The sequence below is a fragment of the Methylibium sp. genome (assembly GCF_031393925.1).
Lineage (GTDB): Bacteria > Pseudomonadota > Gammaproteobacteria > Burkholderiales > Burkholderiaceae_C > Methylibium.
Map to the genome: position 1 here is coordinate 1 of NZ_JANMWL010000075.1, position 13,177 is coordinate 13,177.

General features: G+C 68.6%; 9 protein-coding genes and 1 tRNA gene. 8 read left to right on the forward strand and 2 right to left on the reverse strand.

From position 1 onward, the window contains the following. Positions 1–3,795 (forward strand): translocation/assembly module TamB domain-containing protein (locus RMO12_RS04980; RefSeq protein WP_309638432.1); only part of this gene is annotated, 3,795 nt, incomplete at its 5' end. Positions 3,796–3,835: 40 nt separating this feature from the next. Here RMO12_RS04980 and RMO12_RS04985 read toward each other — a convergent pair. Continuing rightward, positions 3,836–4,387: a hypothetical protein gene (locus tag RMO12_RS04985; RefSeq protein WP_309638433.1), complete on the reverse strand. Its 552-nt coding sequence runs from the start codon at positions 4,385–4,387 to the stop codon at positions 3,836–3,838. Between the two features lie 140 nt (positions 4,388–4,527). Between RMO12_RS04985 and RMO12_RS04990 the strand changes: the two genes are divergently transcribed. Then, positions 4,528–4,602: transfer RNA gene (locus RMO12_RS04990), tRNA-Arg, on the forward strand. 67 nt (positions 4,603–4,669) lie between these two features. On the opposite strand, the gene RMO12_RS04995 is transcribed toward RMO12_RS04990, so the two are convergent. Next, positions 4,670–6,265, reverse strand: a complete 1,596-nt coding sequence (locus RMO12_RS04995; protein WP_309638434.1) for an iron ABC transporter permease — start codon at positions 6,263–6,265, stop codon at positions 4,670–4,672. Positions 6,266–6,362: 97 nt separating this feature from the next. On the opposite strand from RMO12_RS04995, the gene RMO12_RS05000 reads away from it, so the two are divergent. From RMO12_RS05000 to RMO12_RS05025, 6 genes are all read left to right on the forward strand, one after another. Next, positions 6,363–7,484 carry an ABC transporter ATP-binding protein gene (locus RMO12_RS05000; RefSeq protein WP_309624613.1) on the forward strand — a complete coding sequence of 374 codons (1,122 nt, stop codon included), beginning with the start codon at positions 6,363–6,365 and terminating at the stop codon, positions 7,482–7,484. Between the two features lie 111 nt (positions 7,485–7,595). Next, complete coding sequence (locus RMO12_RS05005; protein WP_309638435.1) at positions 7,596–9,038, forward strand: S41 family peptidase; 1,443 nt, start codon at positions 7,596–7,598, stop codon at positions 9,036–9,038. A gap of 75 nt (positions 9,039–9,113) precedes the next feature. Next, on the forward strand, positions 9,114–9,869 hold the full coding sequence (locus tag RMO12_RS05010) for a HesA/MoeB/ThiF family protein (protein ID WP_309638436.1): 756 nt from the start codon (positions 9,114–9,116) through the stop codon (positions 9,867–9,869). Positions 9,870–9,909: 40 nt separating this feature from the next. Further along, the gene (locus tag RMO12_RS05015) at positions 9,910–10,818 is read left to right on the forward strand and encodes an LOG family protein (RefSeq protein WP_309638437.1); all 909 of its coding nucleotides are present in this window, start codon (positions 9,910–9,912) and stop codon (positions 10,816–10,818) included. A gap of 54 nt (positions 10,819–10,872) precedes the next feature. Continuing rightward, on the forward strand, positions 10,873–11,793 hold the full coding sequence (gene rocF / locus RMO12_RS05020) for an arginase (protein ID WP_309624617.1): 921 nt from the start codon (positions 10,873–10,875) through the stop codon (positions 11,791–11,793). Between the two features lie 577 nt (positions 11,794–12,370). Continuing rightward, the coding region (locus RMO12_RS05025; RefSeq protein ID WP_405029622.1) for an ABC transporter substrate-binding protein at positions 12,371–13,177 on the forward strand (807 nt) is incomplete at its 3' end.

Consider the following 13,177-nt stretch of genomic DNA (forward strand, 5'->3'; position numbering starts at 1 on the left):
GACGTGCAGGCCCGCGTCGAGCTCGGCGCCAGCCACCGCGTGGAAGCGCTGTCGCTGCGCTGGCGCGGTCTGCGGCTCGAGGGCCGGGCCCAGCTGGAAGCCACTGCGCCGCTGACCCTGCAGGCGCGCGTGCGCCTGAGCGGCGTTGCGCTCACTGACGACGCGCTGCTGCCGGACTGGGCACGCGACGTGGCGCTCGACGCGCAGGCCGCCGGCCCACTGGCCGGCTTCGGCGTGAACGCGGCGCTCACGATGCAGGCGCAACGCCTGGACGCGACCGCGCGGGTCACGCCGTTTGCGGCGCTGCCGGTGTCGCAGCTCGATGCGCGCTTTTCCGCCATCGACCTGGCGCGGCTGCTCGCGCCGTTTTCGGCGACCGCACCAACCACCGAGTTGAACGGCAGCGTCGCCATCCAACTCGACGGCGAGCAGCCGCTCATCGTGCAGGTGAAGGCCACCAACACCCTGCCCGGCCGCTGGGACCAGCACCGGCTGCCACTCGCGGCCATTGACCTGCACGCCACCGGCCGAGGCGCGGCCTGGCAGATCGAACGCGCGCGGCTGCAACTGGCCGGCGACATGCGCAGCGCGGCCGGCACCGTGGACGCCAGCGGTCGCATCGATGGACCGAGCGGCACGCTGCGCGTGACGCTCGGCGACGTGCGGCTCGATCGCCTCGACCAGCGCGCGCCGCCGCTGCGCCTCTCCGGCCCGATCGAGGTGAGGCACGACGCGCCGACCGGCAACGCCACCGACGCGCCGTTCGGAACCATCGACTACAGCGCGCGGCTCGACGGCGCCCTCACCGGCGCCGCGCGGCAGCGCGCCCCACGGCCGCTGCGCGACGCGGTGCAACTCACGCTGCGCGGCAGCGCGACGCCGACGCAACTGGTGCTCGAAGCCTTCAACGCGCGCGCCGGGAGTGCCCGCCTCGACGCCAAGGGCCGTGCGCGCCACGTCACGGGCCAGGCGCCGCATTGGGACACGCAGGCCGAGCTCGTGCTCGGCGCTTTCGACCCGGCGCAGTGGCTGCCGGGCGAGCCGATGGCGGCCTGGCGCCGCAGCCGCAATGCACTCAACGGCACCGCCGCGCTGCGCGCGCAGATCCCCGAAGGCGCCGCCGACGCGGCCACCTTCCTTGGCGCCCTGCGCGGCACGCTCGCCGTCAACCTCGCCGACAGCGTGCTGGCCGGCCAGCCGCTCGCGCTATCACTCGACGCCGCGGCCGACGGCGCCGGGCAGCTGAGCGCCAGCGGGCGTGCGACGGCGGCCGACAACAACGCGCAACTCGCGCTGCAAGTGCGCTTACCGGCGCGCGCCGGCCGCGCACGCCTGTCCACCGCGGCCGACGAACAAGTGCGCTTGCAACTCGATGCGCCCGCACTCGCGCGACTCGCGCCGCTGGCCGACGCCCTGGGTCTGGGCCCCATTGCCGGGCGCGCGCAGCTCGACGCGCGCGCCGACGGCGCGGTCGGCGCCTGGTTGTTCGGCGGCAGCGCGCGCGGCGCGCTCACCTCGCGGGGCACCGTCAAGCTGGCCGTGCTGCAGCTCGGTAGCACCCGGCTCGACGCCGCCGACGCGCAATGGGATGCCACGCTGCCCGGCAGCGACGGCGGCCACGGCACCGCGGCTCGAGCGCTGGCGCGCGCGGTGGTGCAGGGCCGGCTCGACCTCACGCTACTGCGCCTGCCGGGCCTGGCGGTGCCGAGCGCGTCGCTGCAGGCCGAAGGCACGCTTGCCGAGCACCGTGTCACCTTGCATGCCGCGCTGCGACAGCCGCAGTCGGCGGGCGCTGAATCGTCGGCACGAGCCGCCACCGTGGGCACCACCGAACCGGCACCGCTGACCCTGGACGCTGCGCTGCGCGGCGCCTGGCAGGCCGGCACGGCCGGTGCGCCGAACCGCTGGACGGTCGATCTCGGCGAGCTGGCGCTGCGACCGAGTACCGCCGCGGCGTCGGCGAAAACGGCCGCCGCAGCGCGCACCGCGGAACCGGCGCCCGTCCTGCCGCTGATCGTGGCGCGCGACGCCCGCGTGGTGTTGCAGCACGATGCGCAAAGCCTGCGCGTCAGCGCCGACCCTGGCAGCGCCGAAGTGCTCGGCGCCTTGCTGCGCTGGAGCACGCTGCGCTGGGAGCGCGAAAGCGAGCGGCCACCGCGGCTCGAACTGCAGGCCGAGGTGGAACCGTTTCGCGTCGCGCAGCTGCTGCAGCGCCTGCAACCCGAGTTCGGCTGGAGCGGCGACCTGCGCGTGGGCGCGAAGGTCGACGTGCGCAGCGACCCGCAGGTGACGGCACGCGTGGAAATCGCGCGCACCGGCGGCGACCTGCAGGTCACCGAGTTCGGTAGCAGGCAGGCGCTCGGGCTGAGCGAGGTGCGCCTGGCACTCAGCGCCGACGCGGGCGAGTGGCGCTTCACCGAGCTCATCGTGGGCAGCAACCTCGGTCGGGTGTCCGGGCAGCAGACGGTGCGCACCGCGGCCGACCGGCTGTGGCCGGCGCCCGATGCTGCGTTGGCCGGCGAGCTCAATGTCCAGGTCGAAAACCTCGCCGCCTGGGGCGCCTGGGTGCCGGCCGGCTGGCGCCTGGGCGGGCAGCTCGACGCGAGCTTGCGGCTGGCAGGGCGCTTCGGCAGCCCCGAGCTGGTTGGCCAGGTGCAGGGCCGGCAACTCGCGCTGCGCAACACGCTCGAGGGCGTGACGCTGACCGAAGGCGAGCTCGACGCGCGCTTCGACGGCACGAGCGCACGCCTGGCCACGCTGCGCTTTCGGGCCGGCGAGGGCGAAGTGCGCTTGAGCGGTGACGCGCGCCTGGGTGCCGAGCCGCAGGTGCAGCTCACCGTGACGGCCGAGCGAGCGACCCTGCTCGGTCGCGTCGACCGTCGCGTGGTCGCCAGCGGCCAGGCGCGCGTGCGGCTGGATGCAGAGACGCTTGCCGTCGACGGAAGATTGCGCGTCGATGAAGGGCTGGTTGACATCAGCCGCGGCGACGCGCCATCGCTCGGCGATGACGTGACCGTGCGGCGCATCGGCGACAAGCCGCTGGATGACGCCGACGCGCCAGCGGTGCCGCGCGAGGCCCGCGCCATCGACATGAAACTCAGCGTCGACCTGGGCCCACGCTTTCGCTTGCGCGGGCGCGGCATCGACACGCGCCTGGAAGGCGAACTGCGGCTCGCCACGCCAAGCGGCAAGCTCACCGCCCACGGCGAGATCCGCGCCGAGCGCGGCACCTACGAGGCCTACGGGCAGAAGCTCGACATCAGCCGCGGCGTGATCACCTTCGTCGGCGACATCGCAAATCCGCGGCTGGACATCGAGGCCGTGCGTGCCAACACTGACACCCGTGTGGGCGTCATCGTCGGCGGCAACACGGTTGCACCGCGCGTGCGGCTGTTCTCCGACCCGGAACTGCCGCCCACCGAGAAGCTGGCACTGCTCGTGACCGGGCGCAGCTACGACAGCCTGGGCGGCAGCGAGACGCTGCTGCTGCAGCGCGCCGCGCTCGCGCTGCTGGCCGGCGAAGGCGCCGACGAAAGCAACAGCAACTTCGACGTGGCGCGCCTGCTGCAGCTCGACGAGCTATCGGTGCGGCAAAGCGACGGCGCCGTGCGTGAAACCGTGGTCACTTTGGGCAAGCAGATCTCCGAGCGCGTCTACCTCGGCTACGAACGCGGACTCAACGCCACCGCCGGCAACTGGCAACTCATCTACCGCATCGCACAACGCTTCACGTTGCGTGCCCAATCCGGCGAAGACCCCGCCGTCGACCTCATCTGGATCTTCAGATGGAACTGAGCCGGTTTCCCGTGGGCGTGCCGCGCTAGGGCAGCCTGGCTCACCGCCCCTGCTGCTGCCGCGCGCCCGCGCGCCACAGCAGCAGTGAAGGCCGCGGCTCACCGCGTCGTGTCGGACGACACGACGACATTGTTGCCAGGGTGCGCGGCTCGGCGCTAGGTTTCCACAGCGTCACCCGCGAATCCACGGGCTCCGCGGCCTGCGGTGGCCGCATGACGCGGCGCGCGGCAATCCAGCGTCGCTGCAGAGTGCGAAAGCGAGCAAGGTCGGCAACGCTGATGGAATACCAGAACAAAGCGAAGCCGATCAAGAGACCTGCCATGGTCATCGCGCCATCGTTCATCGGTTGACCTTCTGGCGTCCGCAGGCTGATGCCCAGCACGGCGATCACGATAAAGACGGCCGCGTCGAGCAGCAGGGCGGCGCCGGTGCGTGTGAGCAAGGGCCGCAGCCCCAATAGCGCCGCGCCTGGGTCGCGCATCAGCAAGCTCCGCAATGCGTTGGCTGCCTTGCCTGTGTGGATGTCCACGATGCTGCTCCTTTTGAGTGATGTCGACTCCGATGCGCCGACATTAGCAGCGGCTCGCGACACCGATCCCCCCGCAAATGAAGGCCCGCGAGGTGCGACAGTGACAAAGCTCACATGGATGAGGGGGCTCCACGTTGGTTTCGCGCATCGGTGTCTGCGCGCTGCGCGTCCAAGCGAGGCGCCTTAAACTGCCGCCTCGCCTCGCCACCGTAGTTCAACGGATAGAACGGCCGCCTCCTAAGCGGCAGATACAGGTTCGATTCCTGTCGGAGGCACCACACGCGACGTGCGTAGCGCCTGAGTCAGCTGGCGCCAGCCACGCCGACCGCCCCGGCCCGCCCCGGCCTACCTTTCGCGCATCGCGCGCGACAGCAGCAACACGGGAATCAAACCGACCACCACGATCGCGATTGACGGCAGCGCCGCCTCGGCGAGCCGCTCGTCGCGCGCCAGCTGGTAGGCCACCACCGCCAGCGTGTCGCTGTCGAAGGGACGCAGCACCAAGGTCGCCGGCAGCTCCTTCATGACATCGACGAACACGAGCAGTGCCGCGGCCAGCGCCGAGCGCGTCAGCAGGGGCGCATGCACACCGGCGAAGAGCCGCCAGCTGCTCGCGCCCAGGGTTCGCGCGGTGTCATCAAAGCTCTGCGGTATACGCGCATAACCCGCTTCGACCGACTGCAGCGCCACCGCCGAAAAGCGCACCAGGTAGGCGTAGAGCAGCCCGCCGATGCTGCCGGTGATGCCTGCCGTGACCCAGCCTGCAAAGGCGGAGCCCGGGGCGGCGGCCTGCACCCAGCCAACCGGTCCGAGCAGCCCGACCGCGATCACCGCACCAGGCACTGCATAGCCGAGCGACACCAGCCGCGCCAGGGGGCGGGCCACGCCGCGCGGGCGGCTGCGCAGCACGAAACCGATCAGCATGGCCAGCGTAACGGCGGCCAGCGCCGACAGCGTCGCGAGCTGAAGGCTGGTCCAGGCCCAGCCTAGAAACCGCGCCCAGGGCAGGCCGAACTCGCCGAAGCGAGCCTCGCGCCAGACGCCATGCAGTAGCACCGCCACCGGCACCACGAATCCCAGCACGACGGGTGTGGCACACAGCACCACCGCCAGCATGGCGCGGTGCCCGCACAGGCGCACCGGTCGCGCTTCGCGCCCGCGCACCGCGCCGCGACTGCTGGCGTAGCGCAAACGTGACTGGGCGCGTTGCTCCACCCACAGCAGCACGGCGACGACCGCCATCAGCAGGGTTGCCAATTGGGCCGCAGCAATGCGGTCGTCCATTGACAGCCAGGCTTTGTAGATGCCGGTGGTGAAGGTCGCCAGACCGAAATAGGAGCCCACGCCGTAGTCGGCCAGCGTTTCCATCAGCGCCAGCGCCACGCCCGCCGCGAGCGCCGGGCGGGCCAGCGGCAGGGCCACGGTGAGGATGCGCTGGGCCAGGCCCGCTCCGAGCAGCCGGGCGGCTTCCATCAGGTGCAGGCCGCGCTCGAGCAGCGCGCCGCGCGTGAGCAGGTAGACATAGGGGTAGAGCGCCAGCGTGAACAGCAGTACCGCCCCAGGCAGGCTGCGCACGTCCGGCCACAGCGGCCCCTCGGCGCCCGTCAGGCCGCGCAGGCCGGTCTGCAGCGGGCCGCTATATTGCAGGAAGTCGGTGCTCGCGTAGGCCAGCACGTAGGCCGGCATCGCCAGCGGCAGCAGCAACGCCCATGTGAGCAGGCGCCGGCCCGGAAACTCGAACAGGGTCACCGCCGCCGCAGTCGCTCCGCCCAACAGCGCAACCCCCGCACCGACGCCCACCGCCAGCAACAGCGAAGTCAGCGCATAGCCGGGCAAGATGGTGGAGGCTTGATGGCGCAGCAACGCCAGGCTGTTCGCGTCTGGAACAAGCCATGCGCCGAACACCCCGAGCAGCGGCAGTGCCAGCAAAATGCAAAGCATGACGGCCAGACGCTGCACGTCAGCCGGTGAGCCCGCCCCGGGCGCCAACAAGAATGAAAACGACGTTCATTAGAGGTTCGGGCAATATCATAGGCGGATGCTGCTGAGCCTCACCCAGGTGTCGATCCGCTATCCGTCAACGCCCGACACTGGCGCCGTTGACGAACGGTCCGCGGTGGACTCGGTTTCGCTCGGGTTGGCGCAGGGCGACATCGGCGTGCTCATCGGGCCGTCGGGCTGCGGCAAGACTTCGCTGCTGCGGGCCATTGCGGGGTTGGAGCCGCTTGCCTCCGGGCAGATATCGCTGGGCGGCGCGGTGCTGGGCGACGCCGAACGGAACGTGCATGTCGCGCCCGAGATGCGCCGCATCGGCATGGTGTTTCAGGACTACGCGCTGTTTCCGCACCTGAGCGTGGCTCAGAACGTAGCGTTCGGCATCCAGGGCCAACCGGCGGCCGAGCGCCAGTGCCGGGTCACTGAACTGCTCGACCTGGTCGGCCTTGGCAGCGCCGCCAAGCGTGCGCCGCACCAACTCTCGGGCGGGCAGCAACAGCGCATCGCGCTGGCCCGTGCGCTGGCCCCGGCACCGCGCCTGCTGCTGCTCGACGAGCCGTTTTCGAGCCTCGACGTCGACCTGCGCGAGCGGCTGGCGCAGGAGTTGCGCTCGATCCTGAAGCAAACCGGCACGACAGCGCTGTTCGTGACCCACGATCAGCTCGAAGCCTTTGCGCTCGGCGACGTGATCGGCGTCATGCACCGCGGCCGCCTCGAGCAGTGGGACGACGCCTACCACCTGTACCACCGCCCGGCGACGCGCTTCGTGGCGGACTTCATCGGCCACGGGGTGTTTACGCCGGCACGCATCGTCGAGGGCGACGGCGCCAGCGGCCCGCGCGTGCGCACGCCGCTCGGCGACTTGGTGGACGTGGAGGAGTGCCCGCTGCCCGCGGCCTACCCGGGCGGCGAATGCGATGTCCTGCTGCGCGCCGACGACATCGTCCATGACGATGAAAGCCCAGTGAAGGCACGCATCGAGCGCAAGGCCTTTCGAGGCTCGGAGTTTCTTTACACATTGCAATTGGCCACCGGCGAACGCGTACTCGCGCACGTGCCATCGCACCACGATCACCGGCTGGGCGAATGGATCGGCATTCGTGCCGAGGTGGACCACGTGGTCACCTTTGCGCGTGAAGCATCCGGTGGCGCATACGGTGCGTAGGTAAAAGCGAGCAAGTCCTCGAAAAGCACGCAACTTTCGGGCCTTGCCTCGACTCACACGGCGAGTGCCGGTGCTATGCTGGTTTGGGCTTTCAAGAGGACGCAGTACGTCATGGGTGCTAAGACAAAAGTAGCGGGCTGGCTGGCCCTGGGCGCGGTGGCTGGCGCGCTGACGACCATGCAGCTGACCGCGATCGCGCGCAACCCGTCGGCACCGCTGCCGCTCGAGGAATTGCAGCAGCTCGCCGCGGTGTTCGGCATGGTCAAGAGCGATTACGTCGAGCCGGTCGACGAAAAGAAACTCATCACCGACGCCATCAGCGGCATGGTGTCCGGGCTCGACCCGCATTCCCAATACTTTGACAAGAAGACCTTCAAGGAATTTCGCGAAGGCACGAGCGGGCGCTTTGTCGGCGTGGGCATCGAGATCGGCATGGAAGACGGCCTGGTCAAGGTGGTGACGCCAATCGAAGGCTCACCGGCCTTTCGCGCCGGGCTCAAGAGCGGCGACCTCATCACCAAGATCGACGACAGCTTCGTCAAGGGCATGACGATGGATGCCGCCGTCAAGAAAATGCGCGGCGAGCCCAACACCAAGGTCATGCTCACGGTGTTTCGCAAGCTGGAGAGCCGCAGTTTCCCGATCACCATCACGCGCGAAGAAATCCGCGTGCAGAGCGTGCGCTCCAAGCTGATCGAGCCTGGCTATGCGTGGCTTCGCGTGAGCCAGTTCCAGGACCGCACGGTCGAGGACTTCGCCGCGCGCCTGAACGATCTCTACAAGCAAGACCCCAACCTCAAAGGCATCGTGCTGGATCTGCGCAACGACCCGGGCGGCCTGCTCGAAGCCTCGGTGGCGATTTCGGCGGCCTTTCTTCCCAAGGACGTGACGGTCGTGTCCACCAACGGCCAGATCAGCGAGTCCAAGTCGGTGTTCAAGGCCAGTCCCGAGTTCTACGCTCGGCGCGGCACAGACCCGCTGAAGAAGCTGCCCGAGGCACTGAAAAACGTGCCGATGGTGGTGCTGGTCAATGAAGGCTCTGCCTCGGCCAGCGAGATCGTGGCCGGCGCGCTGCAAGACCACAAGCGCGCCATCATCATGGGCAGCCAGACCTTCGGCAAGGGCTCGGTACAAACGGTGCGCCAGCTTTCGCCCGAAACGGCGCTCAAGATCACGACAGCGCGCTACTACACGCCCAGCGGTCGATCCATCCAGGCCACCGGCATCGTGCCCGACGTGTGGCTCGACGAGACCGCTGACGGCAACGTGTTCGCCGCACTGCGCACCCGCGAGGCCGATCTGGAAAAGCACATTTCCAGCGGCCAGGGCACCGAAGTCAAGGACCCGGCCCGCGAGAAGGCCCGTGAAGAAGCGCTCAAGAGGCTCGAGGAAGCCAACGCCGCCGCCAAAGACAAGACGCCCAAGCCACTGCCGGAATTCGGCAGTGCCGAAGACTTTCCGCTGCAGCAGGCGATCAACCGCCTGAAAGGCAAGACCGTGCTGGCCTCGAAGACGCAGATCGAGCGCAAGCCCGAGGACACCAAAGCGAACTGAGCGGGACCCTTCAGACCGCGCTCCAAGCCCGCTCAGGCGGGCTTTTTACTGCGCGCCCGACGCTATGCTCGTCGCATGACCGACGACCAGTTGCTTCGCTACAGCCGCCACATCCTGCTCGACGAGATCGGGGTCGAAGGCCAACAGAAATTTCTTGACGCGCACGTGCTCGTGATCGGTGCGGGGGGCCTGGGCTCGCCCGCCCTGCTCTACCTGGGCAGCGCGGGCATCGGCACCCTCACGGTAGTCGACCATGACAGTGTCGACCTCACCAACCTGCAGCGCCAGATCATCCACGACACCGCGCGCGTGGGCCTGACCAAGGCCACCTCCGCGGCACAAAGCATCGCCGCCATCAACCCCGACGTACGGGTTCGCGCGCTGGTCGAGCGGGCCGGTGCCGAGCGCCTGCACGAGCTGGTGGGCGCGGCCGACGTGGTGCTCGACTGCAGCGACAACTTCGCCACCCGCCACGCCGTCAACCGCGCCTGCGTCGCTCACACCAAGCCCCTGGTGGCAGGCGCCGCAATCCGCTTTGACGGCCAGATCTCCGTCTACGACGTGCGCAGCGCCGCCAGCCCCTGCTATGCCTGCCTGTTCCCCGAGGACGCCGGCTTCGAAGAGGTGCGCTGCGCGACGATGGGCGTGTTTGCGCCGCTGGTCGGCATCATCGGCAGCATGCAGGCGGCCGAAGCGCTCAAGCTGCTCGCGGGAATCGGCCCGACGCTCGCCGGACGGCTGCAGATGCTCGATGGCCGAGCCATGGAGTGGACCGAGATCGGCATCGAGCGGCGTGCCGATTGCCCGGTGTGTTCGCAACGTCGATCATGAGACTGCGCGGCTCGTGCGCCCCGCACGGTAAGCTGCCCCCATGGAACAAAGCCACAAGGATCTCACGGCGCGCAACTTCCCTTCGGCCCAGGAGGATGTGGCCGCGACCACGCCGCCGGCCTCGCGCTACGCGGGCCCCGAGAGCGCCTACCGGCTCGCCTTCGACGACGCCGAATTCCTTTTACGTGAAGACCTGCGCCCGGTGCGCATGCAGCTCGAGTTGCTCAAGCCCGAGATGGTGCAGCGCGACCACCGCATCGAGTCGACCATCGTCATCTTCGGCAGCGCGCGCATCCTGCCGCGCGAGGCCGCACTGGAACGCATCGCCCTGGCCAAGGACACCGGCGATGCAACCGCGCTGCGCCTGGCCGAGATGCAGCTCACGATGTCGCACCACTACGAGGAAGCGCGGCGCTTCGCCTGCCTCGTGACCCAGGCGGCCAAGCGGCTCGACCATCCAATCGCCATCGTCACGGGCGGCGGGCCGGGCGTCATGGAGGCCGGCAACCGCGGCGCGTTCGAAGCCGGTGGGCCGAGCATCGGCCTGAACATCGTTCTGCCGCACGAACAGGAGCCCAATGCCTACATCACGCCGGAGTTGTGTTTCCAGTTTCACTACTTCGCGCTGCGCAAGATGCACTTCCTGATGCGCGCGATTGCGCTGGTGTGCTTTCCGGGCGGTTTCGGCACGCTCGACGAAACCTTCGAGGCGCTCACCTTGATGCAGACCGGCAAGGTGCGCCGCCGTCCGGTGCTGCTGTTCGGCCGCGAGTTCTGGACCAAGCTCATCAACTTCGAGTTGCTGGTGGGCACCGGCATGATCTCGCCCGGCGACCTCAAGCTGTTTCACTTCGTCGAGAGCGCCGAAGAGGCCTGGGGCGTGATCGAGCAGCACTATGGCCTGGACGCGATCGACACCACCACCGGCGCCTTTGCCGAAGACACCTGAAGATGAATCGTCCCCACACTCACTTCGTGCCCTGCCCCCCGAGGGGGCGTTGAGATGAAAACGCTCCCCACCCTCTCGCTGGTCGGCGCGCCCACCGACGTTGGTGCCGGCGCGCGCGGCGCCTCCATGGGCCCTGAAGCGCTGCGCGTTGCCAACCTGCAGGGCACCTTGGAAGCGCAAGGCTTCGAGGTCATCGACCTCGGCAACCTGAGCGGCCCGGGCAATCCCTGGCAACCGCCTGCCGATGGTTATCGCCACCTGAAGGAAGTGGTCGCCTGGAACCAGGCCGTGCATGACGCCGTACACGCCGAACTCTCCGGTGGGCGACTGCCCATCCTGCTGGGCGGCGATCACTGCCTGGCGATCGGCAGCATCAGCGCGGTGGCGCGCCACTGCCGCGAGGCCGGCAAGAAGCTGCGCGTGCTGTGGCTCGACGCGCATGCCGACTTCAACACCAACCTGCTCACGCCCAGCGGCAACGTCCACGGCATGCCGGTGGCGTGCCTGTGCGGGCACGGGCCGCGCGAGCTGGTCGAGATCGGTGGCCAGGTGCCCGCGCTCAACCCGAAGTGGGTGCGCCAGATCGGCATTCGAAGCGTCGACGCGGGCGAGAAACGACTGGTTCACGAGGTCGACCTCGAAGTGTTCGACATGCGCTACATCGACGAGATGGGCATGCGCCACACCATGGAGCTGGCACTCGCCACGCTCGATGCCAACACCCACCTGCACGTGAGCTTCGACGTCGACTTCCTCGACGCCGCCATCGCGCCGGGAGTGGGCACCACCGTCAACGGCGGCCCCACCTACCGCGAGGCGCAACTGTGCATGGAGATGATCGCCGACACCGGCCGTCTCGCCTCGCTCGACGTGATGGAGCTCAACCCTGCGTTCGACGTGAGGAACGCGACCGCCGAGCTGGCGGTCGACCTGGTCGAATCACTGTTCGGCAAGAGCACCTTGATGCGAAAGTGAAGCTGCGGTGGCTCGGCCTGCAGCGGCCGTGCAAGCTGCACCGCCGCCGGCCAAGTGAAATGACTCAGCCCGTGCAGCACCGCGCCCTGCTGTGCAATCAGCAACAGCAAGGGAAGCACGCGGCTTCGGCAAAGCGTGCCCAGGGACATGGAGCCAAGCCGGATCGAGCGATGCGCGGTCATGGATTTGGATACGGCATTTTTACTGTGCACGACCGGCAGGCATCGATGCTGCGGGCCGACCGCTGTCACCGCAGCAAGTGCTGCCGTCGTGCTGCCCGGCGACAGCCCGCGCTGCATGCGCAACGCCACATCAGCAGCTTCGCGTTGGGTTGCGTTTCGTTTTCCGTTACGGTTTCGACGCAACGCGACGCCTTCATGCGGCGCACTCGCGTATTCCCACATGCACAACTACGCAGACCGCCCAAGCAGTCATGCGCATGCGCAACTTCGCGGTCGCACGGATAATTACGTCGTGTTGCAGACGGGCCCGAGCCGGGTCTGCACAATCCACATCAACCCATAACAGGAGACACTCGATGACCTGTTTGACCCAGATCGCCGCCGCCGCCTTGGCCATGACGCTTGCCACTGCGTCCTCAGTCGCGCTGGCTGCCGACCCGATCAAGATCGGCGTGGCCGGCCCGTTCACCGGCGGTTCTTCGTCGATGGGTGTGAGCATGCGCGACGGCGTGCGCCTGGCCACCGAAGAGATCAACAAGGCCGGCGGCGTGCTCGGCCGCCAGCTCGTGCTGGTCGAGCGCGACGACGAAGCCAAGAACGAGCGTGGCGTGCAGATCGCGCAGGAGCTGATCAACAAGGAAAAGGTCGTCGCGACCGTCGGCTACATCAACACCGGCGTCGCACTGGCCTCGCAGCGCTTCTTCCAGGAAGCGAAGATTCCGGTGATGAACAACGTCGCCACCGGCTCGGTCATCACGCACCAGTTCGACAAGGAGCCCGAGAACTACATCTTCCGCAACTCGGCGCACGACAGCATCCAGGCACCGATGGTCGTCGAAGAGGCGATCACCCGGCGCGGCTTCAAGAAGGTCGCGATCCTGGCCGACTCGACCAACTACGGCCAGCTCGGCCGCGAAGATCTCGAGAAGGCGCTGAAGGCCAAAGGCATCACGCCGGTCGCGGTCGAGAAGTTCAACATCAAGGATGTGGACATGACCGCGCAGCTGCTCAAAGCCAAGGAAGCCGGCGCCGAGGCCGTGCTGACCTATGGCATCGGCCCCGAGCTGGCACAGATCGCGAACGGCATGACCAAGCTCGGCTGGAAGGTGCCGATGATCGGCAGCTGGACACTCTCGATGGCCAACTACATCGACAACGCCGGCCCCGGCGGCGAAGGCGCGCGCATGCCGCAGACCTTCATC

Excerpts from the sequence above, each read along its gene's own strand:
- RMO12_RS04995 (WP_309638434.1), bottom strand. The coding sequence starts at position 6,265 with ATGCTTTGCATTTTGCTGGCACTGCCGCTGCTCGGGGTGTTCGGCGCA.
- RMO12_RS05000 (WP_309624613.1), top strand. The coding sequence starts at position 6,363 with ATGCTGCTGAGCCTCACCCAGGTGTCGATCCGCTATCCGTCAACGCCC.
- RMO12_RS05005 (WP_309638435.1), top strand. The coding sequence starts at position 7,596 with ATGGGTGCTAAGACAAAAGTAGCGGGCTGGCTGGCCCTGGGCGCGGTG.
- RMO12_RS05010 (WP_309638436.1), top strand. The coding sequence starts at position 9,114 with ATGACCGACGACCAGTTGCTTCGCTACAGCCGCCACATCCTGCTCGAC.
- RMO12_RS05015 (WP_309638437.1), top strand. The coding sequence starts at position 9,910 with ATGGAACAAAGCCACAAGGATCTCACGGCGCGCAACTTCCCTTCGGCC.
- rocF (WP_309624617.1), top strand. The coding sequence starts at position 10,873 with ATGAAAACGCTCCCCACCCTCTCGCTGGTCGGCGCGCCCACCGACGTT.